This is a genomic window from Streptomyces sp. NPDC104096 (genome assembly GCF_055584385.1).
The window spans coordinates 310,944-335,242 of record NZ_JBVJMD010000003.1; the positions used below are offsets into that span (position 1 = coordinate 310,944).

Sequence of the window (24,299 nt, forward strand, 5' to 3'; positions counted from 1 at the left end):
CGTAGCCGGGAGAGTCGCAGGGACCGTGTCATCCGTGATCGTCTCAAGGCGGCTCCGACTCGTCCGGCCAGGTCGCCGACGTGGTGCCGTCCTGCTCGTCGACGAGGGTCGCGCGAGTGTCCGGCAGGGCGCCGCCTTCCACCGCGCCAGGCCCTGTCCGGCACCACGGTGACCTTGCGGATCGACGTGAATCGGCTGCACGTCCTCATCGCAGGCGCACGGCACAGGACACTGCCCTCGAAGCTGTCCGGCCGGGACCTCAAAACCCTGCCGGCGGGCGGAGGCGCCCGTCCCGCCGGGCCATGGGCAGACAGCCCCGGCCCAGCCGAGGACACGAAGGGGGTGGTGGAGGTGGACCGCACCGTGAAGGCGGTCGGCTACGTCGGCCCGGGCGGCGACGAGGTCCTGATCGGCCGGCCGTTCGCCGGACAGCGGGTCACCTTGCGGCTGGATGGCAAAGTCCTTCAGGTTCTGGACGAGCAGCGTGTTCTGCAAGCCACCCTGCCCAGCCCCCTGCCGCCCTCGGCCTGCGGGCGCCTGCAAGGGGGCCGTCCGGCCGGCCCGCCTCCCCGGCCGCCACCGCCCGGCGAGCAGATCGCCGAGCGGACGGTCAGCAGCGTCGGCGGCTTCATGGTCGCCGGACAGCGCGTCCGATTCGGCTGCGGCTATGCCCACCAGGTCGTCACCGCCCACCTGGACGAGGAAGCGATCAGGGTCTTCCACGGTCAAGAGCTGATCGCCACCGTCCCGCGTGTCACCAGGAAGGAGGTGGTCGTCCGCAAGTCCGGTGAACACAACCGCCGGAAGATCGTCCAGGGCAGACGTCAGGCATCCCCCCATGCCAACCCGTCAACCATCAACTGAGACTCGACACGGGCTCATGGGTGTTCGGTGATTGCTGAGCTGAGTGGTGACGGGGCCTTGGTGTAGAACGCTTCGTATGGGGAGTGAGCGGCAGGATCGGATGCGGGCGCTGGGGTTGCGACTTCGGGCTCTGCGGGTGGATGTCGGAATGACGGGGGCTCAGCTCGCGGTTCGCGCTGGAGTTGGTCAGCCGACGGTGTCCAAGGTGGAGAACGGCCGGATGGTGCCGAGCCGTGATGTCCTCGATCGCCTGTCGCTTGCCCTCGACCTGGACTCCGCGGCTGTTGCGGAGCTCCGGGAGGCTCTGGCAGAGGTGGAGTTGGCGCCCGCGGCCGAGGAAGCTTCCTCTTCTGGGGGTGGCGTGGTGGACCAGGCGGTCCGCGGCGCCCGGCTCGTGCGGTCGTTTCAGTGTGTGGTCCTGCCGGCCATGCTTCAGACCGCTGAGTACGCCCGTCATGTGTTCGCCAGTGCACCCCGCGCTGAGGTGGCCGAGGTGGGCCGGGCTGTCGCTGCTCGGGTGGAGCGGCAGGGTGTTGTCTATGAGCCCGGCCGCGAGTCGGTGTTCGTCGTGACTGAGGGTGCGTTGCGGACGTGGCCGGGCACTCCTGCGCTGATGCTGGCCCAGCTTGACCGACTCCTGGCGGTCGAGAGCCTGATGACAGTGCGACTCGGTGTGGTCCCGTGGGACAGACCGGTGCCGGTGATGCCGCGGCACGGGTTCACCCTGTGCGACCGGGGTGCGGTGGTCGTGGAGACCTTCCGGGATGAGCGGGCCGAGAGCGATCCGGCCGTCGTCGCTGAGTACGAGGAGACCTTCGCGCGGTTCGAGGGGGCGGCCATCTTCGGTGCTGGGGCGCGAGAGCTGGTGTTGCGGGTGATGGGGGAGTTGCGTGCCGTGGCCGGGGACATCACTCCCTAGAGGAATAATTCCTCTGAATGCCTAGAGACTTGAGTGTCCAAGGAATACTCTGCCTGCGTGCTGTCTAGCCCTCTAGACGAGGAGTCGGTTCCTTGCTCACGAAGTGGTTGCGTCTGTTCCCTGGCCTGCCGCAACAGGTCGCCGAAGCCCGCTACTTCGTCGCCGCCCTGATGGAGGCCGAAGGCCCCCGTGCTGTGGACGACGCTGTCCTGATCACCAGCGAACTCGCGTCCAACGCCGTTCGCCACTCCCGGAGTGGTCGGCAGGGCGGCTGGTTCGGGGTGAGCGTCAGGTTCGAGGACGATCTGATCCGGATCGAGGTGATCGACGAGGGTGGCGACAGCGAACCTCAACTCCTCGATGCAACCGAGCAGCAAGAAGGCGGGCGGGGTCTGCTGATGATGGCGGCCCTGGCGAAGGACTGGGGTGTGAAGGAGCGCCTTTACGGACGGTCTGTCTGGGCTGATCTCGCGCGAGCGGGCGCATGACTTTCGGCGGCTCGGTCGGCGGTGCCGCCTTCGCTGCTGGTGGTGAGGTGTGAGCCCTCGTGGCGTACCCCGCTATCGCGCACGCTTCTACGTAGTCGGTGTTCGCTCTGGACGGCACCTCCCGCCCGAACCGTCTAGGGCCCTAGACTCCTGGAAGTATCCGGGAGGTGTAGGCATGTCTGACGAGTTGCAGCGGATCACGGCAATCGGTGATCCGTACCTGCTCCTGCGTGAGGTCACGACGCGGTTGGCCGAAGCGCAGCAGGAGGTGACGGAACTCGCCCGGCTGCGCCGCCGGGTGGTGCAGGACCTGCACGCGCAAGGGCTGTCGTATGCGCAGATCGCGACAAAGGCAGGCTTGAGCCGCGGGCGGATTCATCAGATCCGGCACACTGGCCCGGCGCCCGAGGGTGCCTTCCTCGGCCGTGGCGCCGTCACCGTGGTGACTCCGCTGCGCTGGGACGGTGACAAGAAGCGTCCGGTCGTCGCCATGGACGACTTGAACTCCGGCAAGCGGCTCGAAGATCTGGCCAAGTCGTACGGGCTCGACATCGCCACCGGAAACGTGCTGGTGAGCGGTGAAGTGGACCTCAACCGTGACGGCCTCGTCGTCGTCTGCGGGCCTGGAATGTCCCAGCCCATGCGCGACCTGTACGACCAGGACCCGATCCTCGGCTGGCAGCACCCCGAGGGCGAGCCTTGGTCGCTGCTCGACCGGCGAACGGGCACCGTCTACATGTCGGGGCAGGACACCGAACCCGCGCGCCCGTATGACGTCGGTTATCTCGGCCGACTTCGCCGGCCGGACGGTGCCGGGACGGTGATCGCCATTGCCGGTATCCACCCGCAAGGCTCCCTCGGCGTCGTCCAGCTGCTCACCTCCGACCTGAACTCCCTATGGGGGCAGGTGGGCGAACACCGCTTCTCCACCCTCGTGGGCGTCGAGTACGACCCGGAGACCAGCGAGCCGCGCAGTGTCGAACTGCTCTGCCCGCTCTATCTGCACGAGGAGGAGTCGACGGCGTGACGATTGCCCTCGCCTCGGTTCCGGCCGCACCGGATGCGCAGAACGAGGACTTCGCCGCTGTTTCCTCCGGGGCCGCGGTCCTCCTCGACGGCGCCGGCGTGGCCGGTGCGGACACCGGCTGCAAGCACGGAGTCGCCTGGTTCTCCTCGACGCTGGGCGGCCTTCTGCTCGCCGCCATCGTCACGCACCCGGCCCTGCCTCTGGCCGAGTGCCTTGGACATGCGATCAGTGCTGTGCGGGACCTGCATGACGAGGGCTGCGACCTGGAACACCGGGCAAGCCCGACGAGTACGGTCGTGGCCGCGCGGGTTCGTGCGGGCCTGCTGGAATACCTCGTCCTGGGGGACTCGTCGCTTCTCCTCGCCGGTCGGGACGGCACGGTCAGCGTCGTCACTGACCGTCGGCTGGACATCGTGGGCAAGCAACTCCGCGGTTCGGTCGACGCGTTGCCCACCGGCTCGCCCGAGCACGGTGCCGCGCTCGCGGCATTCCGGGACGCCTTGACCGGGCTGCGCAACCGCTCTGAGGGCTTCTGGATCGCGGGGCCCGATCCGCGGGCGGCCCAACACGCCTTCACGGGGTCCGTGCCGCTGGATTCCCTGGCCGCTGTCGCGCTGATGACCGACGGGGCGACGCGTTTGGTCGACAAGTTTGAACTCGCCACCTGGGATGAGCTGTTCGCCGTCCTCGCGGCCTCGGGTCCATCCGAGGTGATCCGCCAGGTGCGGGAAGCGGAAGCCGATGACCCCCAGGGCCAGCGGTGGCCACGCGGCAAGGCGCGTGACGACGCGACCGTTCTGCACTGGCTGTTGGGGTAGGTCGAAGGTCATCGGAGAGTCAGCCTTGCGGCTGCGGTAATGCGGTCGCTGATCGTCTGAAGCGTACGTACATTCACTCCGGTGACTTACGACATCTCGTTCGTACGGGTGCGGCCGGGCCTGACGCTTCAGGAGACACTCGACCTCCTCAACGCCGACTTCGACTACGGCGCCGAGCTGCCCGTGTACCGGCCCTCCGCCGAGGAGCGGGCCGAGTGGAACCGCATCCTCGAACGGGTCTCGCGGGACATCGGATCGGTCGAGTCCGCGGAGTACCTGTACAGCCTGACCCTTGAGACGGTCGGCCCGCCCGGGCGGGTACAGCTCGACTACTGCGGAGACACGGCCAACATCGAGGTTGCGTACGGCCGCTCGGGTCCGGAAGCGCTGGCACTCATGGAACAGGCCTACCGTGTCGCCCGCATCGTCGAGGAGGAGAGCGGCCTGACCGGCCACGACTTCGAAGTGGATCAACCCACCCGAATGGGCGATCCCGCCAAGGCTGCCGGCCGACTGAGCGGCGTTTCCGACTGGATACAGAGCCGGTTCGGCTAGCTCCCAAGGTTCCTGCAGAGACTTGCTGTTTACCCCCCTAGACAGTTGACGGGTCGTCGGTTTACCTTTGGTGTCGACCCCCCTAGACAGTTGGGGTGGGTCACTCCCCTTGCTGTCTAGGGGGGTATCCAGACCGGACGGCGCCGGGAACGGCGCCACAGACCTGTGAGGTTCGAAGAATGCGTGTCATCCCCGTGGACACCTCGGCCGCGACGCTGCTCGTCACCAAGCTGCCCGAGGTGAAGGTGAAGGACCGGCAGACCGGTGAGATCGCCGTGGACCCGGTGTCCGGCGACCGGCTGATGGTGCTGGAGCTGGTGTTCATCGCCCAGGGCGGTTCGGACATGGTCAAGGTGACCGTGCCCGAGAAGGGCATCGGCGAGGGCCTGGTGATGGGCGTCCCGGTGATCCTTTCCGGGCTGGTCGCACGGCCGTGGGAGAGCGAGTTCGGCGGGCGGGTCCGCCACGGGATCGCCTACCGTGCCGACGCCGTCATGGCCAACGTCCCCGCGGTGCAGGGCTGAGCGACATGACCGACTCCGTGTGGACTCTGCTCCTGGTGCTCGTCACGGCCGGGGCCCTGCTGGTGCTGCGGCGCCGGTTACCGGTCGTCTTCTGGTGGCTTGTCGGCTATCCGTTCGTCGCGCTGCGGGTGCTCGCCACCTACCGCGCCACTATGGACGCCTGCGGTCTGACAGTGCCGGCCTCGGCCGTACGGCGGGCCACGGCCCGGATGATGGGCCGGGAGGCCGCTCCCGTTCCGCCGCGCCGGTCGTTTCCGCGGCCGACGGGTGCCGGGCTGGTGATGCGGCTACGGATGGCGACCGGGCAGGCGCCGGAAGACTTCATGGCCTCCGCCGACCGGTTGCGACACGCTTGGGCTGCTCACGCTGTCCACGTCCGCACCACCAAGCCCGGTCGTCTTGAGCTGCGGCTCATCGGCTGGGACGTCCTGGCCGACGTACGCCCGGCCCGGCGTCAGCACCTCGGCAGTCCGCTCACGCTGCCGCTGGCCCTGCGCGATGACGGGAGCTGGCACGTTCGGGACTTCCGCACCGTGCCGCACGAACTGATCCTCGGCGCCACCCAGTCCGGCAAGTCCGTCTACCTGCGCAACCTCCTGTGCGGCCTCGCCCGGCAACGAGTCGTCCTCGTCGGCATCGACTGCAAGTGGGGCGTCGAACTGGCGCCGTTCGCAGCCCGGTTGTCCGCCCTCGCGGACACCCCGGACGCGGCGAACGAACTCCTTGACGTCCTCCTTGAGGAGATGGAGGAACGGTTCCGGCTGATCGGCGTCACCTCCGGCGCGGACCCCGACGCCGTCCTCACCTCGGACGTGTGGGGCCTGCCCGACAAGGTGCGCCCGGTGCCGGTCGTGGTGGTCGTGGACGAGGTGGCGGAACTCTTCCTCGCCGCGAGCCGCGACGACGAGAAGCGGCGGGACGCCATGGTCACCAAGCTGATCCGGATCGCCCAGCTCGGCCGCGCGGCCGGCATCTACCTGGAGGTCTGCGGGCAGCGCTTCGGCTCCGAACTCGGCAAGGGCGCCACCATGCTCCGCGCTCAGCTCACCGGCCGGGTCTGCCACCGCGTCAACGACGAGTCCTCCGCCAACATGGCCCTCGCCGACATCTCGCCCGAAGCCGCGCTCGCCGCGACCGGCATCCCCGCCGACCGGCCCGGCATCGCCATCGTCGGCGACTCCTCCGGGGGCTGGTCCCGTGCCCGCTCCCCACACCTCACGCTCGACGACGCTGCGGCCGTCTGCCGCGCCACCGTCGACCTGGTCCCCGCCCTGCCCCGGCTCGCCGCGTTCCGACCGGCCGTCGCCCTAGCGGCCGCCAACGGCAAGCCGTCGCCCTCGACCGCTGCTGCGCCCGCCGCGCGCCCCGTGACCGAGTAGCGCCCTTTCCTCATCCGGTCGGCGTGACCGCCTCGCGCCACGTCCCTACCCCTCCCATGCCTCGAACCGGAAGGAACCCGTGCCGATGCGAGCCTTCCCGGCCCGTGTGGATGCCGTGATCGTCCAAGCCGTCATCGCGGGCGCCCTGTCCTTCTCCCACCTGCACGACCTGGCCGAAGCGGCCGGACAGGGCGGCTGGAAAGCCTGGGCCTACCCGATCTCGGTTGACCTGCTCCTGGTCGCTGCCTGGCGCCGGATGCGCGAGCAGCAGCGCGCCGGCCTCCCGGCCGCCGGATCGCGGCTGTGGTTCCTCGTCGCGCTCGCAGCGTCCCTCGGAGCGAACGTCGCCACCGCCGGACTTCTCGACCTGGACGACGTTCCCGCGCTGCTCCGCGTGGTTGTCGCGGGCTGGCCGGCCGTCGCGTTCTTCGGGGGCACCCTGCTCGCCCACACCCCCCGAAATCCGGAACCCCCAGCCCGTCCGGCACCGGTGCACGACGACTCAGACGCCCCGGCGTCCCCTGCCCCGAACTCGGCACCTCAGCAGTCCGAGACACCCGTGCTCACTCCTGCCGAGGCTGCCCCGGAGTTGGAGCCTGCGGCCGAACCTGCCCCGGTGGCCTCGCTGGCGGGCCCCGTCGTCCACCTTCCGCCCGCCTTGGTCGACCGCGCCCACAGCCTTGCCCGCGAGCACCACGCCGCCACCGGTGAGGCCGTCGACCCCGACATCATCCGTGCCCGGCTCGGCCTGCCCCCGTCCATGACCCCCGTCGTCGCCGCGCACCTCTGACCGACGACCAGAGAGGAGACCCGCCATGAACCCGCGCTTCATCAACGTCCGCCGTATCGGCCCCGTGCAGGTGGCCTCGTACCTCTCCCGTGGCCGCAACCGGCACGTCGCCGCCTGCACCGCCCCGCACTGCGACTTCTCCGCCGAGTACGACAGCCGTGCCGCCGCCGAACTCGCCGCCCGTACCCATCGCTGCTCGGCCTGACAGGAGACACCCCGTGCACGTCCCGCTCTGGCTCGCCCTCCTCGCCGTCGGAGTCCTCGGCGTCAAGCTTGCCCGCCCGCCGTGGTGGCTCGTCGTCGTGCTCCTCCTCGGCGGCTACCTCGCAGCTTCCAGCTTCCTCGCCCCCGCCGTCGGCCTCGTCCTCAAGTAGCCGGCAACCCACAGAAGGGAAACGCCCGTGTTCACGCCCAAGTACCCGCCTCAGGACACCGCCCCGGCTCCCAGCGCCTTGCCGCAGACCGTCTACACCCCCGTTTCTCTCCACCATGCTGCGGTGCCGGTCCCCACCTCGGCCCCGGCCGCGAACCGCCCCACCGTGCAGTTCACCCCCGGCAGCACGCTGACCCTCGTCGCGGGAGGTACCGCCGCCGTCCTGGTCGTCGGGACCGTCCTGGTCTCGATGCTCCTCGCCGTAGCGATCACGGCTGCGTCCGTCGCCGTCTGCGCCGTCGTCGTCCGCTCGATCCTCAAGAGCGACACCCGCTGATTCCTGCTCGTGGCACGCACCTCGTCATACCCACGCCGTCTAGCCCCCTGGACAGGTTGGGTGCGTGCCACCACCGGATCCACCCAACCACCCCACTCGGAGGACACCGCACATGCACCCCGAGGCTCCCGACGCCGGAGCCATCCGCCGACTCGCCGCTCTCGCACAGCAAAGCGACCTCGGCACCTACGCACGGCAGATCCAGCGTCTCGGCGGTTGCGAGAACCCCGTACGCATGGAGGGCCACCGGATCGACGTGCACGCGACGACCGGCGAGATCGTCCGCGAGATCACAGACCACAACCTGCCCGCCGGACAGCTCCTGATCCGCTGCAACAACCGCCGGGCCACCCGCTGTGCCACCTGCGCCGAGACCTACCGCAAAGACACCTTTCACCTCGTCACCGCCGGACTCAGCGGAGGCAAGGGCATCGGCCCGGCCGTCGCCGGCCACCCCCGCGTCTTCGCGACCTTCACCGCTCCGTCCTTCGGCCCCGTCCACAACCGCCCCACCGCCGGCCGCTGCCGCTGCGGACGGACCCACTCGGACGACGACTCCGCCCTCGGCACGCCCCTCGACCCGGACCGGTACGACTACGACTCCGCCGTGCTCTGGAACGCCCACGCGGGCGCCCTCTGGGCCCGGTTCGCCACCTACCTCCGTCAGCAACTCGCGGTCCGTGCGGGCCTCACCCGTACCGCCCTGCGCGACTGCCTCAAGGTCTCCTACGCCAAGGTGGCCGAGTACCAGCGGCGCGGCGCCGTCCACTTTCACGCGGTCATCCGCCTCGACGGCCCCGACGGTCCAGAAGACGCCCCACCCGCCTGGGCGACAGCCGAACTCCTCTCCGATTCCATCCGTGCCGCAACGCGCCTCACCGAGACGCCGGGACCGCTCCTGGACGGCCGAGCCCACGTCTTCCGCTTCGGCACCCAGCTCGACATTCGCCCGATCCGCTCCGCCGACTTCACCGGCACCGCCGACCTGACGAGCCGGGCCGTCGCCGCGTACATCGCCAAGTACGCCACCAAGGGCGCCGAAACCGCGGGCACCCTCGACCGCCCCGTTCGCAACCCCGTCACCGACCTCATCGGCGCAGACGTCACCGACCACGCCCGGCGCCTGATCCTCACCTGCTGGCGCCTCGGCGCCCTCCCGGAGCTGGACGATCTCCGCCTGCGCAAGTGGGCCCACATGCTCGGCTTCCGCGGCCACTTCTCCACCAAGTCCCGCGCCTACTCCGTCACCCTCGGCGCCCTCCGCCAGGAGCGCGCCGACCACAACGAAGCCGAAACCCGCGAGCGCGCAGCAGCAGCCGGCCACCCGCTGCCCGACCCGGACACCGTTCTCGTCCTCTCCCACTGGCGCTTCGCCGGCACCGGTTTGACCGAAGCCGAGTCCTGGCTTGCCACTGCACGACGCCCTGCCCCCGATACGGAAGGAGAACCGAAGTGAATCCGCATCGCGACGAGCTGATGACCGTTCCCCAGATCTTGGACGAGCTGGGTGGGGTCTCTCGCCGGACGTTTTATCGCTGGCGCGAGTTGGGCTACGGGCCGGCTGCGTTCAAGCTGCCCAACGGGGAGCTCCGGGTGTGGCGGAGCGACTTCACCACGTGGCTGCGGCAGTTGGAGGCAGCGGCGTGAAGTCTCTCGACGTGAAGGTGTGGAGCGTTCGGAAGCGGAACACGAAGAAGTCGTCCTACGACGTCCGGTGGATCGTCGCCGGCAATGTGTTCTCCGAGCAGTTCCGGACCAAGGGGCTGGCGGACCACTACCGATCCAAACTGCTGCAGGCCACTCACGGTGGCGAAGGATTCGACACGGTCACTGGCCTGCCTGACTCAATGGTCGAAAAGGCGGCCTCAATGAGCTGGTACGCCTTCGCTCTGCGGTACCTCGCCATGAAATGGCCCCACGCGGCACCCAACACGCGCAGCGGGATCAACGAGTCGCTGACGGCGGTGACCATGGCTCTTCTGGACGACCGGCCGGGGCAGCCGCCGGAAGAGCTGATCAGGAAGACGCTCCGCAACTGGGCATTCGTCCTGCCCGGACCTGATGAGCGCGAGTTGCCCGACGACGTTGCGAACACACTGGGCTGGGTGTCGAAAGCCTCGCGGCCTTTGGCCGATCTCGGTGATGCCGCCCTTGCAAGGGGGGTCCTGGACTCTCTGAGGCTGAAGCTCGACGGGACCGCTGCAGCCGCGGAGACAGTCCGTCGTAAGCGTCGCACGCTGGTCAATGCCCTGCACTACGCGGTAGACCTCGGGGAGTTCAAAGAGAACCCGTTGACCTCGATCCGCTGGAAGAAGCCGAAAGTCGCCGGTGAGGTCGACCCGCGCGTGGTCGCCAACCCCGAGCAGGCACGTGCTCTGCTGACGGCCGTGTCGTACATCGGCGGGTACGGCCGGGCCCGCGGTCGTCGGCTCGTCGGCCTGTTCGCCTGCATGTACTACGGGGCCCTCCGACCGGCCGAGGCCGTAGCGCTCACTGAGACGGATCTGAAGCTGCCCGAACGCGGCTGGGGTACGGCGCTGCTGAACCGGACCCGGCCCAGTGCCGGAAAGCAGTGGACGGACTCAGGCGAGACCCATGACGACCGGGGCCTGAAGAACCGTCCTGCGGAGGAGGTCCGACTCGTTCCGATTCCGCCTCAGCTCGTCGTCATTCTCAAGCAGCATCTCGCCACCTTCGGCGTTGCCGAGGACGGGCGGCTGTTCACGAACGAGCGCGGGGGAGTGGTCGGCTCGTCGACGTACTACCGCGTGTGGCAGGAGGCTCGGGCGCTGGCCCTTCCGCCAGCCGCGGTCGCCTCGCCGCTCGCTGCGCGGCCGTACGACCTCCGGCACTCGGCCCTGTCGACCTGGCTCAACTCTGGGGTGGACCCGACTGAGGTGGCCGAGCGGGCAGGAAACAGCGTTGAGGTCCTGCTCGGCCGCTATGCCAAGTGCATCGACGGACGCCAAGAGATCGCCAACCGGAAGATTGAAGTCCTCTTGAGTGAATATGAGTGAGTTGGGTTGGCTGTGACGTCGTCAACCGGCCCCAGCGCGACGGCCCGAAATAGCCTCGCTTTCTGATGACCCTCGACGGTACGAAGCGGTCCACTGTGGGGGCATGAACGAGTCCGGTGGGGCCGGTCGAAGCCGCTCCTCCACAGGTGGCTCTCCAAGCGTCACGACCACCAATGTCAGTGGCATAGGCGACGATGGCCCGACCCGGCATCACCCCCCTCAGTCTGAGAGGACTCCTCGTGGCCCAATCCTTCACGGTGCAGCTGGCCTTCGGCAGTCACCGCATCGAGAACGTCGCCTTGCAATGGGGGGTTGGGATGGGCGGTGACACGCGAAGGGATGCTCCCGGCTGGGGCACTGACATCGAAGTTCCGGCCGTGCTTGAGCTTCTCGATCTGATTGCAGACGGGGAGATCACTGCCGAGCAGGTCCGAGACACGCTGGACCGTCTGACCGCCGCAATTAAGGAGCGGATGAATCATGAGTATGAGGAGATGGTCGAACTGATGGAGCAGCCCACGCCTCGTGCCGTGCGCGAGAGGATTCGCTTCGATAACCGGTGGGTGTATGCCATATCAACCGACGGCACCCCTGACTCATTCAAGATCGGCGTCACGAAGGACATACCCCTGCGGATCAAGTCGTTGCAGTCAGGATCCGCGGCCACGCTGGAACTTCGCTGGAGCGCTCGGGGTGGGTTCCCTCTTGAGCGCTACCTGCATGAGCAATTCGACGCCAGGCGCACCCACGGGGAGTGGTTCGACTTCGACGGCTGCCCCGACCCCGTCAAAGAGATCAACGAGACCGCTCATGTCTTCCTCCAGCAATATATCGAGGAAGGTTCCACAAACTCTTGAGCCCATGGGGCTCGTGAATGCCGGTGCGGTGGACTGCTTCGTGCCCTCGGTGGCCTTTATGAAGTGGGATCTTTCGGACCATTAGGATTCGGCCGGTTGGCGACGTCGACGTGGTAGCCATAGTTGGATCAGCCCCCAGCCTTTATGGGTTGGGGGCTTGGTCGTGTACTGGCCGCTCTTTCCAGGTCGCTGGTTGCTAGATGCACCTGCCGCGTCGATTTCCCTTTCGCCGGTCTACGGGCGCCCCAGAAGTCCCGTCCGATTCGCCCTCTACGCACGGACGGGCAGAGTGCTGACCCTCGCTGTATGGGGGCTTTCGAGAAGTCGACGCGCCGGTTGGGCGGGGCACGACTGCTGTGCCCGTACTGCGGTCTGCCTCAGGAGCGGGTGGCGACGATCGAACACGACTGGGTGCTGTTGGAGCCGGACATGACCCCGCTCGCCCACGTGGTGCCGGCGGAGTACCGGTGGATCGAGACGTCCGACGGGCGGGTGGCGGTGTACGGCGTCTGTCCGCCCGACCCGTTCCAGCGGTGCCGCATTGAGCATCGCTTGGCCTGCCCAGGGCAACGCCTGCCGGACCTGTGGCCGTGGTTGACGAGTCTGCGTGGGGAGAACGCGCGGCAGGCCGAGCGGCTGAGCGAGCCCGAGCCGCCCAGTCCTCCTGAGGAGTGGCCGGACGCTGGATGACGGGCATCGGCGGAATTGCTGGGCTGACCTGGGACGACGCTCCAAGATCCTGTCCACAAATAGTCCACAGACCTCGTCATAGAGCCGCTTCGGGCCGCACACGCCTGCACATACACGAAGACCCCGACCTCAGCGTTTCCGCTGGTGACGGGGTCTTTGGGCACTTCATGCGAAGTGCCCCCGGCAGGATTCGAACCTGCGCACACGGCTCCGGAGGCCGTTGCTCTATCCCCTGAGCTACGGGGGCGTGTTCGTCGTGAGGTGTTGCTCGCGGCGACGGGTAGAACACTACCAGCTCGGCCTGGGTGGTCAGGAACGGGTTTTGTCGGGGGGTGTCGGGGCCGGTCCGGCGGGGTGGTGACCCGGGCGGGGTGGAAGTGGGGAAAAGCCGGACGCGGTGGCCGGTCCGGACCTACTCTCGAGTTGTGCCAGGCGCTTCGGGACGGGTGCTTGTTGTGGACGACAACAAGGTCATCCGGCAGCTGATCAGGGTCAATCTCGAGCTGGAGGGTCTCGAGGTCGTGACCGCGGCCGATGGTGCCGAGTGTCTGGAAGTCGTTCATCAGGTGCGGCCCGACGTGGTCACCCTCGATGTGGTCATGCCCCGGCTGGACGGTCTCAGGACCGCCGCCCGGTTGCGGGCCGATCCCCGGACGCGTGGTCTTCCTGTTGCCATCGTCAGCGCCTGTACGCAGTTCGAGGTCGAGGCCGGGCTCGATGTCGGCGTGGACGCCTTCCTCGCCAAGCCCTTCGAGCCCGCCGAACTGGTTCGGCTCGTGCGGGAGCTGATCGAGGGAGGGGCCAGCAACGTCGTCGAGGGCGAGGATCATGGCGCTCTTCGAGGTGTTCTCAGCCTTGGTGAGACGGCCGAGCGGGCCGGCGGCTGATCGGTCGCCTCGCCGAGACTGATCGGCGGGCTGATCGGCCTCCTCGCCGAGACTGATCGGCGACTGATCGGTGGAGGGCTGACCAGCATTCCCCTTCCCGTCCTGCCCCGCCCCTTTCCGTTTTCGGCTCGGCCGTCCACATCTCGGACGGTCGCCCTAATCGGCTCGCATTTCCACCCCCCTCCTCCCCTAGGCTTGTCCCGTGACCCCCGTCGAGCTCTCCCGTACCGTGCTGCGCGCGGTGTGCAGCGCTGTCGACGACGGTCGGCTGAGCGTGGCCGTGCCCGAGAAGGCCCTGGTGACCGTGCCCGGTCCCGGCGGCTGCGGTGACTACGCCACCAACATCGCCCTCCAGCTGGCCCGCCCGGCGGGGTGCCCGCCCCGGCGGGTCGCCGAGGTGCTCCAGCCCTACCTCGCCCGTTCGGCCGGTGTCACCGGCGTCGACATCACCGGGCCCGGGTTCCTCAACATCAGTCTCGACCGGGACACGGCCTCCGTCGCGCTCGTACGGCGGATCCTGCGGGAAGGGCCGCGGTACGGGCACTCCGACGTCCTCGTCGGCCGGGTCGTCCGCCTTCGTGTCCCGTACGACGTCCGTGCCGAGACCGTCGCCGACGCGCTCGTACGGATCGTCGGCTCCCAGGGGGGCCGGGTCGAGGTCGAGCACGGCGAGCCCGCCGATCTGCGGCCCGTGCCCGCCCCGGAGGACCCCGCCCCGCTCGGCAGCGACGCCGCCCGCTGGGCCCTGCTGCACCCCGCGCCGCACGATCGGCCCCGGATCTCCGCGGACCATCTGGTCCAGCGCGAGAGCAACCCGCTCTTCCGCATCCGCTACGCCCACGCCCGCAGCCGGGCCCTGGTGCGCAACGCCGCCGATCTGGGCTTCGGCCCCGAGCCCGGGCCGGTCGGCGACACCGAGGCCTGCGTCGTGGTCCTCGCCGTGCTGGCCGACCATCCCCGTGTCCTCGCGGCAGCGGCAGCGGGGGCAGCGGCGGAGCGAGGCGGTGGTCCCTCACGACTCGCCCGTCATCTCCTCGGCCTCGCCGACGCCACGCTGCCCTTCCTGCCCGCCGTCCTGCCCGTCGGCGACGAGAAACCCTCGGCCGCCCACCGCGCCCGGCTCGCTCTCGCCGAAGCCGCCGGGACGGTGCTGGCCGGTGGCCTGTCCCTGCTCGGCATCGACGCACCCGACCACCTCTGAGGGCGCCCGAGGGCGCCCCGGAGAGCCAGAGAGACAGAGAGAGTCCTCCAGCCATGAGCCGTTCCGCACACCCCGCCGGGCCCCGTCACGCCGACGTCCTCACCGAGGGGCACTACTCCGCCCCGCCCGCCGACCTCAACGTCCTCGACCCCAAGGTGTGGGCGCAGACCGTCACCCGTGACGAGCACGGCGTCGCGACCGTCGGCGGCGTCGACGTCAAGCGGCTCGCCGAGGAGTTCGGCACCCCGGCCTACGTCATGGACGAGGCCGACTTCCGCGCCCGTGCCCGCGCCTGGCGGACCGCGTTCGGCCCGGACGCCGACGTCTTCTACGCCGGCAAGGCCTTCCTGTCCCGTGCAGTCGTGTGCTGGCTGCACGAGGAGGGGCTCAACCTCGACGTGTGCTCCGGCGGCGAGCTCACGACCGCGCTGTCCGCGGGCATGCCCGCCGAGCGGATCGCCTTCCACGGGAACAACAAGTCGGCCGAGGAGATCGAGCGGGCCGTGACCGCCGGGGTCGGACGGATCGTGCTCGACTCCTTCCAGGAGATCGTCCGGGTCGCCCACATCGCCCAGTCGCTGGGGAAGCGGCAGCGGGTGCAGATCCGTATCACCGTCGGCGTGGAGGCGCACACCCACGAGTTCATCGCCACCGCGCACGAGGACCAGAAGTTCGGCATCCCGCTGGCCGGCGGGCAGGCCGCGGAGGCCGTGCGGCGGGCCCTCCAGCTCGACGGGCTGGAGCTCATCGGCATCCACAGCCACATCGGCTCCCAGATCTTCGACATGTCCGGGTTCGAGGTCGCCGCCCACCGGGTCGTGTCGCTGCTGCGCAGCGTGCGTGACGAGCACGGGGTCGAACTGCCGGAGATCGACCTCGGCGGAGGTCTCGGCATCGCCTACACCAGTGACGACGATCCGCGCGAGCCGCACGAGATCGCCAAGGCGCTGACGGAGATCGTCACCCGTGAGTGCGAGGCCGCGAAGCTGCGCACCCCGCGCATCTCGGTCGAGCCCGGCCGCGCCGTCGTCGGCCCGACCGCCTTCACGCTGTACGAGGTCGGCACCATCAAGCCGCTGGACGGGCTGCGCACGTATGTCTCGGTCGACGGAGGCATGTCCGACAACATCCGCACCGCGTTGTACGACGCCGAGTACAGCGTCGCCCTGGTCTCCCGGACCAGCGACGCCGAGCCGATGCTCGCCCGGGTCGTCGGCAAGCACTGCGAGAGCGGGGACATCGTGGTCAAGGACGCGTTCCTGCCCGCCGACCTGGCGCCGGGCGACCTCATCGCCGTGCCCGCCACCGGCGCGTACTGCCGGTCCATGGCCAGCAACTACAACCACGTGACCCGCCCGCCGGTCGTCGCCGTGCGCGACGGCGAGGCCCGGCTCATCCTGCGCCGCGAGACGGAGGAGGACCTGCTGCGGCTCGACGTCGGCTGAGTCGGCCGAGTGCCCGGACGGCTCGGACGCCCGGCCCCCGGGGCTCCCGCACGCGCCGGGACACGGGGATCCGGGAAACCGTAAACCGGAAGCCGGTCGGGCCCGCCTCCGGAAGAATTCGGGTGGGCCCGCTCCCGGAGAGCGGGACGGCGGAAGATCTCCGGTCTTCCGCCCCCACAGAAATGAAATAGATGTCTCACGATCCGGACCGGAGGCAGAAAGTCCCGTTCGGTGAGTGAGACTGGTCGGACCGCAGAGGTAAGAGGAAACGAGGTCGGATGATGCGTACGCGTCCGCTGAAGGTGGCGCTGCTGGGCTGTGGAGTGGTCGGCTCAGAGGTGGCGCGCATCATGACGACGCACGCCGACGACCTCGCCGCACGCATCGGTGCGCCCGTGGAACTCGCCGGTGTGGCCGTGCGTCGGCCGTCCAAGGTCCGGGAGGGGATCGACCCCGCCCTGGTCACCACCGACGCCACCGCCCTCGTCAAACGCGGCGACATCGACGTGGTGGTCGAGGTCATCGGGGGCATCGAGCCCGCCCGGGGCCTCATCGTGACGGCTTTCGAGCACGGCGTGTCCGTGGTCTCCGCCAACAAGGCCCTGCTCGCCCAGGACGGGGCCGCGCTGCACGCGGCCGCGGAGGCCAACGGCGCGGACCTCTACTACGAGGCGGCCGTCGCCGGCGCCATCCCGCTGATCCGGCCGCTGCGCGAGTCCCTCGCCGGCGACAAGGTCAACCGCGTGCTCGGCATCGTCAACGGCACCACCAACTTCATCCTCGACAAGATGGACTCCACGGGGGCGGGCTACCAGGAGGCCCTCGACGAGGCCACCGCACTCGGATACGCCGAGGCCGACCCGACCGCCGACGTCGAGGGCTTCGACGCCGCCGCCAAGGCCGCCATCCTCGCCGGGATCGCCTTCCACACGCGCGTGCGCCTCGACGACGTCTACCGCGAGGGCATGACCGAGGTCACCGCCGCCGACTTCGCCGCCGCCAAGCGCATCGGCTGCACCATCAAACTGCTCGCCATCTGCGAGCGCGCGGCCGACGGCGGGTCCGTCACCGCGCGCGTGCATCCGGCGATGATTCCGCTGAGCCACCCGCTGGCCTCCGTGCGCGGCGCCTACAACGCCGTGTTCGTCGAGTCCGACGCCGCGGGGCAGCTCATGTTCTACGGCCCCGGCGCCGGCGGTTCGCCCACCGCCTCCGCGGTGCTCGGCGACCTCGTCGCCGTCTGCCGCAACCGGCTCAACGGCGCCACCGGTCCCGGCGAGTCGGCGTACGCCGCGCTGCCCGTGTCGCCCATGGGCGATGTCGTCACGCGCTACCACATCAGCCTCGATGTGGCCGACAAGCCGGGTGTTCTCGCCCAGGTGGCGACCGTGTTCGCCGAGCACGGGGTGTCGATCGACACCGTCCGGCAGCAGGGAAAGGACGGCGAGGCCTCCCTCGTCGTCGTCACCCACCGCGCGTCCGACGCGTCCCTGAGCGGGACCGTCGAGGCGCTGCGCAAGCTCGACACCGTGCGGGGTGTCGCCAGCATCATGCGGGTTGAAGGAGAGTAACGAGCAATGACCCACCAGTGGCGCGGAATCATCGAGGAGTACCGGGACCGGCTGCCGGTTTCCGACACCACGCCGGTCGTGACGCTCCGCGAGGGCGGCACGCCGCTCGTGCCGGCGCAGGTGCTCTCCGAGCGCACGGGCTGCGAGGTCCACCTCAAGGTGGAGGGCGCGAACCCCACCGGGTCCTTCAAGGACCGCGGTATGACCATGGCCATCAGCAAGGCCAAGGAGGAGGGCGCGAAGGCCGTCATCTGCGCCTCCACCGGCAACACGTCCGCGTCGGCGGCCGCGTACGCCGTGCGGGCCGGGATGGTGTCGGCCGTCCTCGTCCCGCAGGGAAAGATCGCGCTCGGCAAGATGGGCCAGGCCCTCGTGCACGGCGCGAAGATCCTCCAGGTCGACGGCAACTTCGACGACTGCCTCACCCTGGCCCGGTCGCTGAGCGACAACTACCCGGTGGCGCTGGTCAATTCGGTCAACCCGGTGCGCATCGAGGGCCAGAAGACCGCCGCCTTCGAGATCGTGGACATGCTGGGCGAGGCCCCCGACATCCACGTCCTGCCGGTGGGCAACGCGGGCAACATCACCGCGTACTGGAAGGGGTACACCGAGTACGCGGCCGACGGGATCGCCGGGCGGACTCCGCGGATGTGGGGGTTCCAGGCCTCCGGCTCCGCTCCGATCGTGCGCGGCGAGGTCGTCAAGGACCCGTCGACCATCGCGACCGCGATCCGCATCGGCAACCCCGCGTCCTGGCAGTTCGCGCTGGCCGCGCGGGACGAGTCCGGCGGCGTCATCGACGAGGTGACGGACCGTGAGATCCTGCGCGCCTACCGGCTGTTGGCCGCGCAGGAGGGTGTCTTCGTGGAGCCCGCGTCCGCCGCGTCGGTGGCCGGTCTGCTGAAGGCCGCCGAGCAGGGCAAGGTCGACCCGGGGCAGACCATCGTGTGCACGGTCACCGGCAACGGCCTCAAGGACCCGGACTGGGCCGTCGCGGGTGCCCCGCAGCCGGTCACCGTCCCGGTCGACGCGGCGACGGCGGCCGAGCGCCTCGGACTGGCCTGACCGGCCTGGCCCGGCGGTCGCCTCGGGCCGGGCCCGGCGGAGTCGGGGGCGGCCGGTGGCCGGATCCGGTCGGTCCGACCGTCTCGGGGGCGGCCGGTCAGGCATCGGCCGGCCCCGGCGCAACCGGGGCGCCCGATGACGGGATCACGCCGCTTCGGCCGCCTCGGAGGCGGTCGGTGAGGGGCAACCCCATCGGGGGTGCACGGGGGGCTTGCGACACGCATCGTGCGCCTCCTGTGCGCCCTATGTCGCGGCAGAACCTTCCTTCGATAGGCTTGTAGTGAACCCGCCCGCCGCATATGCCTCCGCATTCGGCACGGTGTCGCGCCGCCCACGCGGCCCGAGGGTCCTCACGTACGTATCGCATTGTTCGCATCGAATGTCATTCGACAGTCCCGCAGCTCAAGGAGTTCATCGAGCGATGGCCGGTCCAGCGTTCCGCGCCGCCGCCGTCCGGGTGCGCGTCCCCGCCACCAGCGCCAATCTCGGGCCGGGCTTCGACGCCCTCGGCCTCGCGCTGGGGCTCTACGACGACGTCGTCGTCCGGGTGGCCGACTCCGGGCTGCACATCGACATCGCGGGTGAGGGCAGCGAGACCCTCCCGCGCGACGAGAGCCACCTCCTCGTACGGTCCCTGCGCACGGCGTTCGACCTGTTGGGCGGGCAGCCGCGCGGTCTGGAGATCGTGTGCGCCAACCGCATCCCGCACGGCCGCGGCCTGGGCTCCTCCTCGGCCGCCATCTGCGCCGGCATCGTCGCCGCGCGGGCCGTGACCATAGGCGGCGAGGCGAAGTTGGACGACGCCGCGCTGCTCGAACTCGCCACCGAGATCGAGGGGCACCCCGACAACGTCGCGGCCTGTCTGCTGGGCGGGTTCACGCTTTCCTGGATGGAGTCGGGATCCGCGCGGGCGATCCGCATGAAGCCCGCCGAGTCAGTCGTTCCGGTGGTTTTCGTCCCCGGAAAGCCGGTCCTGACGGCCACCGCGCGCGGTCTGCTCCCGCGCACCGTCCCGCACGTCGACGCCGCCACCAACGCGGGCCGTGCGGCCCTGCTCGTCGAGGCCCTCACCCGGCGCCCCGAGCTGCTGCTGCCCGCCACCGAGGACCGCCTCCACCAGGAGTACCGCGCACCCGCCATGCCGGAGAGCGCCGCACTGGTGGAACGACTGCGTGCGGACGGCATTCCGGCCGTCATCTCCGGCGCGGGACCCACCGTCATGGCACTGGCCGACGCGGGGACCGCCGACAAGGTCGAGCAGCTGGCCGGTACCGGCTGGGCCGCGAACCGGCTGAGCCTTGATCTCCAGGGAGCGAGCGTGCTGCCGCTTGCGCCCTGAGACACGGTTGCCGGATTTCGAGAGGGGGAATGTTTGTTGGATCCGGTAGTGTTAACCTCAAGTCTGCACCCGACCCCACCATGGCGAGGTGCTTCGTGTCCCCGTCCGGGACCAACATTCTTCCGGGAGCTCCCCAAGCCGCACTGCGTTCCGTACGTCGTATCTGGGCAGTACGCCGTACACGGGTGCTGAGCGGATCACAGGGCACGCTCCGGAATCGGCGCGACCACGCCGCGTGACACAGACACAGACAGTCCGTGCCACGGCTTCATGGAAGCGCCATCACCAGAAATTCCTCTTCCGCCGCTTTGGCGGACCACCGCCCCGGCACGGTCCACACAGACGGGACCACTGCCGGACAGCACAACCGGTCGCCGAGCCAGACAGGCCGACGTCCGCTCCAGGGAAGGACCCTTCGTGAGCGACACCACCGATCTGATGGGCGCACGTGTCGAGGAGACCGCTGCCGCGCCCGCCACGGACGCCTCCGCGCCTGCCAGCGGTGCCGGCTCCCGGCGGCGCCGCGGTACCGGCCTCGAGGGCATGGTGCTGGCAGAGCTGCAGCAGGTCGCATCCGGCCTCGGCATCAGGGGCACCGCGCGCATGCGCAAGAGCCAGCTGATCGAGGTCATCAAGGAGGCGCAGGCAGGGGGTACCTCTCAGGCCGCTCCGGCGAAGTCCGCCGAGTCCGCCGTCGAGACCAAGCCGAAGCGCCGGGCCACCTCGAAGGCGCGTACGGGCGACGCCCCCGCCGAGAAGCAGGCCGAGGCGCCCGCCGACCAGGCCGAGAAGGCCGTGGCCCAGCAGCAGATCGAGATCCCCGGCCAGCCCGCGGCCGACGACACCGCCGCGGAGCGCCGCCGTCGGCGTGCCACCGCCGACGCGGGCAGCCCCGCGACGGGCGGCACCGAGACGATCGCCGCCGAGGCCAAGACCGAGACCTCCGCGCAGCCGCAGGGCGACGCCGGTGACGGCGCCGAGGGCCGCCGCCGCGACCGCCGTGAGCGCGGCCGCGACCGCGACCGCCGGGGCAAGGACGACCAGCAGGGCGGCCAGCCGCAGCGTCAGCAGGGCCAGCAGCAGGGCGGCGGTCGTCAGGACCGCCAGGAGCGCCAGGAGCGCCAGGACCGCCAGCGTGACAACGGCCCGCAGCGCGACAACGGCCCCCAGGACGACGACGACTTCGACGGCGGACGCCGTGGCCGTCGGGGCCGTTACCGCGACCGCCGTGGCCGTCGCGGCCGCGACGAGATCGGCACCGCGGAGCCGCAACTCGCCGACGACGACGTCCTGATCCCGGTCGCCGGCATCCTGGACATCCTCGACAACTACGCCTTCATCCGTACGTCGGGCTACCTGCCGGGTCCCAACGACGTGTACGTCTCCCTCGCCCAGGTCCGCAAGAACGGCCTGCGCAAGGGCGACCACGTCACCGGTGCGGTCCGTCAGCCCAAGGACGGCGAGCGCCGCGAGAAGTTCAACGCGCTGGTGCGTCTGGACTCCACCAACGGCATGGCCCCCGACTCCGGGCGCGGGCGACCGGAGTTCAACAAGCTGACGCCGCTGTACCCGCAGGACCGGCTCCGTCTGGAGACCGACCCGGGCGTGCTGACGACTCGTATCATCGACCTCGTCGCGCCGATCGGTAAGGGTCAGCGCGGTCTGATCGTGGCCCCGCCGAAGACCGGCAAGACCATGATCATGCAGGCGATCGCCAACGCGATCACGCACAACAACCCCGAGTGCCACCTGATGGTCGTCCTGGTCGACGAGCGTCCGGAAGAAGTCACCGACATGCAGCGGTCGGTCAAGGGCGAGGTCATCTCCTCGACCTTCGACCGTCCGGCCGAGGACCACACCACGGTCGCCGAGCTCGCCATCGAGCGCGCCAAGCGTCTGGTGGAGCTGGGCCACGACGTCGTCGTCCTGCTCGACTCGATCACGCGTCTGGGCCGTGCGTACAACCTCGCCGCCCCGGCCTCCGGCCGCATCCTGTCCGGTGGTGTCGACTCGACCGCGCTCTACCCGCCGAAGCGCTTCTTCGGCGCCGCGCGCAACATCGAGGACGGCGGCTCGCTGACCATCCTGGCCACCGCGCTGGTCGACACCGGCTCGCGCATGGACGAGGTCATCTTCGAGGAGTTCAAGGGCACCGGCAACGCCGAGCTCAAGCTCGACCGCAAGCTCGCCGACAAGCGCATCTTCCCCGCGGTGGACGTCGACGCGTCCGGTACCCGTAAGGAAGAGATCCTGCTCGGCAGCGACGAGCTGGCCATCGTCTGGAAGCTGCGCCGGGTGCTGCACGCGCTCGACCAGCAGCAGGCGATCGAACTGCTCCTGGACAAGATGCGGCAGACGAAGTCGAACGCCGAGTTCCTGCTCCAGATCCAGAAGACGACCCCGATGCCCGGCAACAACGACTGAGGTCGTAGCGACAGGCAGTGACACGCGAAGGGCCGCTCCCCGACCGGGGAGCGGCCCTTCGGGCTGCCCGGGGCCCTGCGGCGTCGCGCCGCCGTGCGGGACGGGTCCGACGGCCTCGTCGGCCCTTCCTTCCTGCGGGCGGGTCCCGTCGGGCTCGTACGGGCCCTTCCTGCGGGCCGGTCCTGTCGCGTCCGTCCGGCGGCCCTTCCTGCGGGCCGGTCCTGTCGCGTCCGTCCGGCGGCCCCTCCTGCGGAGCGGTCCCGTCGCGCTCGTACGGCCCCTCCTGCGGCCCCTCCGTGCCTCGCCCCGCCGTGTTGCCGTGGGCGTCGGGTCGTGCGGCGAGAGCTTCGCCACGGGGGGCGCCCGCGGGGCAGTGCAGGCGCCGGGACGGCCCGGTGGCGGAAGTCGCAGGTGAGCGCCGTACGGCCCGGCCCGACGGCCGCGCGCGGTGTACGTGCGGGCGTCGGGGGAACACGGTGCGTCATGCAACCTCCCGCTCGAGTTCACCCGTCTGAGCGGATGGAGTGACGATTAGGCGACAGGGGTTTCCCCCGGTCGAGCGACGCGGAGAGTCGAGGAGCACATGTCTGCCGACAAGACGCCGGAGTCCGCGATACCCGGCGAGCCCGGTACCAGCGGCCCCCGCCGGAGCCGTCGCAGGAGTCTGCTGATCACGGCCTGGACGGCGGCCGGCATCGTCGCGCTCGGCGGCGCGGGCGGCGGCTATCTGTTCCTCAGGCTCAACGACAACCTCAAGTCGATCGACATCAACCAGCTGCTGGGCACCGACCGGCCCGCCAAGGCCGACAACGGCTCCGAGAACATCCTGGTCCTGGGCTCGGACTCGCGTTCCGGTGCCAACAAGAGGCTCGGCGGCGGCACCGACGACGGCAGCGCCCGCTCCGACACGGCGATGGTCGTGCACGTCTACAAGGGCCACAAGAAGGCCAGCGTGGTCTCCATCCCGCGCGACACCCTCGTCGACCGCCCCGCGTGCACGGACGCCCACGGCACCACGCACCGGGCCGTGACCGGGGTGATGTTCAACTCCGCGTACACCACCGGCGGCGCCGTCTGCGCGGTGAAGACGGTCGAGGCCCTCAGCGGGATGCGCATGGACCACTACCTGGAGGTCGACTTCAGCGGCTTCCAGCAGCTCGTCGACGAACTCGGCGGCGTCGAGGTCACCACCACCCGGAACATCACCGACCACCAGAGCCACCTGGACCTGGAGGCCGGCACCCACCGGCTCAGCGGCAAGCAGGCGCTCGCCCTGGTCCGCACCCGGCACGGCGTCGGCGACGGCTCCGACCTCGGCCGGATCCAGCTCCAGCAGGCGTTCATCAAGGCCCTGGTCACCCAGGTCAAGAACGTCGGCCTCTTCACCAGCCCCACCCGGCTGGTCGACCTCGCCGACACCGCCACCAAGGCCGTCACCACCGACTCCGAGCTGGGCTCGGTGAACTCCCTGCTCGACTTCACGAACGGGCTGAAGCGGATCAGTCCGTCCCATATGACCATGGTCACCCTGCCGGTGCGGTACGACCCCGCGAACCCCAACCGCGTCGTCGTCGCCGACGCGAAGGCGAAACTGGTCTGGGACGCCCTGAAGGCCGACCGGGCCGTGCCGAAGGCCGCCACCGACGGCACCGCGAGCGGTGGCGCCAAGGGTGTCGTGACCTCGTCCTGAGCCGCGCGCGGGGGTGCGGGGAATACCCGCGCCCACCTC

The 24,299-nt window shown here is 69.9% G+C and carries 24 protein-coding genes, 1 tRNA gene and 1 pseudogene; 25 read left to right on the forward strand and 1 reads right to left on the reverse strand.

Annotation, left to right across the window (positions count from 1 at the left end):
• Positions 1–150 precede the first annotated feature (150 nt).
• From ACZ60B_RS05855 to ACZ60B_RS05935, 17 genes and pseudogenes are all read left to right on the forward strand, one after another.
• Positions 151–864, forward strand: a pseudogene (locus ACZ60B_RS05855) (IS481 family transposase); the annotation flags it as partial.
• A 148-nt stretch (positions 865–1,012) separates the two neighbouring features.
• The gene (locus ACZ60B_RS05860; RefSeq protein ID WP_469384636.1) at positions 1,013–1,783 is read left to right on the forward strand and encodes a helix-turn-helix domain-containing protein; all 771 of its coding nucleotides are present in this window, start codon (positions 1,013–1,015) and stop codon (positions 1,781–1,783) included.
• A gap of 92 nt (positions 1,784–1,875) precedes the next feature.
• Positions 1,876–2,271: an ATP-binding protein gene (locus ACZ60B_RS05865; protein WP_469384517.1), complete on the forward strand. Its 396-nt coding sequence runs from the start codon at positions 1,876–1,878 to the stop codon at positions 2,269–2,271.
• A gap of 175 nt (positions 2,272–2,446) precedes the next feature.
• A complete protein-coding gene (locus ACZ60B_RS05870; RefSeq protein ID WP_469384543.1) occupies positions 2,447–3,298 on the forward strand; it encodes a sigma-70 family RNA polymerase sigma factor in 852 nt (283 codons plus the stop codon).
• A complete protein-coding gene (locus tag ACZ60B_RS05875) occupies positions 3,295–4,116 on the forward strand; it encodes a protein phosphatase 2C domain-containing protein (protein ID WP_469384545.1) in 822 nt (273 codons plus the stop codon). The genes ACZ60B_RS05870 and ACZ60B_RS05875 overlap by 4 nt, the downstream gene beginning before the upstream one ends.
• An 81-nt stretch (positions 4,117–4,197) precedes the next feature.
• Positions 4,198–4,671 carry a hypothetical protein gene (locus tag ACZ60B_RS05880; RefSeq protein ID WP_469384546.1) on the forward strand — a complete coding sequence of 158 codons (474 nt, stop codon included), beginning with the start codon at positions 4,198–4,200 and terminating at the stop codon, positions 4,669–4,671.
• A gap of 179 nt (positions 4,672–4,850) precedes the next feature.
• On the forward strand, positions 4,851–5,195 hold the full coding sequence (locus ACZ60B_RS05885; RefSeq protein WP_392622526.1) for an SCO3933 family regulatory protein: 345 nt from the start codon (positions 4,851–4,853) through the stop codon (positions 5,193–5,195).
• A 5-nt stretch (positions 5,196–5,200) separates the two neighbouring features.
• Positions 5,201–6,574 (forward strand): FtsK/SpoIIIE domain-containing protein, encoded by a 1,374-nt coding sequence (locus ACZ60B_RS05890; RefSeq protein WP_469384549.1) that lies wholly within the window; start codon positions 5,201–5,203, stop codon positions 6,572–6,574.
• 85 nt (positions 6,575–6,659) lie between these two features.
• Positions 6,660–7,364 (forward strand): DUF2637 domain-containing protein, encoded by a 705-nt coding sequence (locus ACZ60B_RS05895; protein ID WP_469384551.1) that lies wholly within the window; start codon positions 6,660–6,662, stop codon positions 7,362–7,364.
• Between the two features lie 25 nt (positions 7,365–7,389).
• A complete protein-coding gene (locus tag ACZ60B_RS05900) occupies positions 7,390–7,569 on the forward strand; it encodes a mobile element transfer protein (RefSeq protein WP_392622523.1) in 180 nt (59 codons plus the stop codon).
• Between the two features lie 13 nt (positions 7,570–7,582).
• On the forward strand, positions 7,583–7,738 hold the full coding sequence (locus tag ACZ60B_RS05905; RefSeq protein ID WP_392622522.1) for a hypothetical protein: 156 nt from the start codon (positions 7,583–7,585) through the stop codon (positions 7,736–7,738).
• A gap of 27 nt (positions 7,739–7,765) precedes the next feature.
• The gene (locus ACZ60B_RS05910) at positions 7,766–8,074 is read left to right on the forward strand and encodes a SpdD protein (RefSeq protein WP_469384553.1); all 309 of its coding nucleotides are present in this window, start codon (positions 7,766–7,768) and stop codon (positions 8,072–8,074) included.
• A 112-nt stretch (positions 8,075–8,186) separates the two neighbouring features.
• Complete coding sequence (locus tag ACZ60B_RS05915) at positions 8,187–9,530, forward strand: replication initiator (protein WP_469384554.1); 1,344 nt, start codon at positions 8,187–8,189, stop codon at positions 9,528–9,530.
• A 20-nt stretch (positions 9,531–9,550) separates the two neighbouring features.
• Positions 9,551–9,721 carry a helix-turn-helix transcriptional regulator gene (locus tag ACZ60B_RS05920; RefSeq protein ID WP_355803087.1) on the forward strand — a complete coding sequence of 57 codons (171 nt, stop codon included), beginning with the start codon at positions 9,551–9,553 and terminating at the stop codon, positions 9,719–9,721.
• The gene (locus tag ACZ60B_RS05925) at positions 9,718–11,091 is read left to right on the forward strand and encodes a tyrosine-type recombinase/integrase (RefSeq protein WP_469384556.1); all 1,374 of its coding nucleotides are present in this window, start codon (positions 9,718–9,720) and stop codon (positions 11,089–11,091) included. The genes ACZ60B_RS05920 and ACZ60B_RS05925 overlap by 4 nt, the downstream gene beginning before the upstream one ends.
• A gap of 239 nt (positions 11,092–11,330) precedes the next feature.
• On the forward strand, positions 11,331–11,948 hold the full coding sequence (locus ACZ60B_RS05930; protein ID WP_469384558.1) for a GIY-YIG nuclease family protein: 618 nt from the start codon (positions 11,331–11,333) through the stop codon (positions 11,946–11,948).
• Between the two features lie 306 nt (positions 11,949–12,254).
• Positions 12,255–12,638, forward strand: a complete 384-nt coding sequence (locus ACZ60B_RS05935) for a DUF6083 domain-containing protein (protein ID WP_469384560.1) — start codon at positions 12,255–12,257, stop codon at positions 12,636–12,638.
• Between the two features lie 175 nt (positions 12,639–12,813).
• Here the strand turns inward: ACZ60B_RS05935 and ACZ60B_RS05940 are convergent.
• A tRNA-Arg gene (locus ACZ60B_RS05940) sits at positions 12,814–12,885 on the reverse strand.
• A 130-nt stretch (positions 12,886–13,015) separates the two neighbouring features.
• Here ACZ60B_RS05940 and ACZ60B_RS05945 point away from each other — a divergent pair.
• From ACZ60B_RS05945 to ACZ60B_RS05980, 8 genes are all read left to right on the forward strand, one after another.
• Positions 13,016–13,525 carry a response regulator gene (locus ACZ60B_RS05945; protein ID WP_469384638.1) on the forward strand — a complete coding sequence of 170 codons (510 nt, stop codon included), beginning with the start codon at positions 13,016–13,018 and terminating at the stop codon, positions 13,523–13,525.
• A gap of 202 nt (positions 13,526–13,727) precedes the next feature.
• The gene (gene nrtL, locus ACZ60B_RS05950; RefSeq protein ID WP_469384561.1) at positions 13,728–14,726 is read left to right on the forward strand and encodes an ArgS-related anticodon-binding protein NrtL; all 999 of its coding nucleotides are present in this window, start codon (positions 13,728–13,730) and stop codon (positions 14,724–14,726) included.
• 53 nt (positions 14,727–14,779) lie between these two features.
• Positions 14,780–16,171, forward strand: a complete 1,392-nt coding sequence (gene lysA / locus ACZ60B_RS05955; protein ID WP_469384563.1) for a diaminopimelate decarboxylase — start codon at positions 14,780–14,782, stop codon at positions 16,169–16,171.
• Between the two features lie 281 nt (positions 16,172–16,452).
• Positions 16,453–17,742: a homoserine dehydrogenase gene (locus ACZ60B_RS05960; RefSeq protein ID WP_469384639.1), complete on the forward strand. Its 1,290-nt coding sequence runs from the start codon at positions 16,453–16,455 to the stop codon at positions 17,740–17,742.
• 6 nt (positions 17,743–17,748) lie between these two features.
• Positions 17,749–18,807 (forward strand): threonine synthase, encoded by a 1,059-nt coding sequence (gene thrC / locus ACZ60B_RS05965; RefSeq protein WP_469384565.1) that lies wholly within the window; start codon positions 17,749–17,751, stop codon positions 18,805–18,807.
• A 421-nt stretch (positions 18,808–19,228) separates the two neighbouring features.
• Positions 19,229–20,146, forward strand: a complete 918-nt coding sequence (gene thrB, locus ACZ60B_RS05970) for a homoserine kinase (RefSeq protein ID WP_469384567.1) — start codon at positions 19,229–19,231, stop codon at positions 20,144–20,146.
• A gap of 417 nt (positions 20,147–20,563) precedes the next feature.
• Positions 20,564–22,570, forward strand: a complete 2,007-nt coding sequence (gene rho, locus ACZ60B_RS05975; RefSeq protein ID WP_469384568.1) for a transcription termination factor Rho — start codon at positions 20,564–20,566, stop codon at positions 22,568–22,570.
• A 583-nt stretch (positions 22,571–23,153) separates the two neighbouring features.
• The gene (locus ACZ60B_RS05980) at positions 23,154–24,260 is read left to right on the forward strand and encodes an LCP family protein (protein WP_469384571.1); all 1,107 of its coding nucleotides are present in this window, start codon (positions 23,154–23,156) and stop codon (positions 24,258–24,260) included.
• Positions 24,261–24,299: the final 39 nt, after the last annotated feature.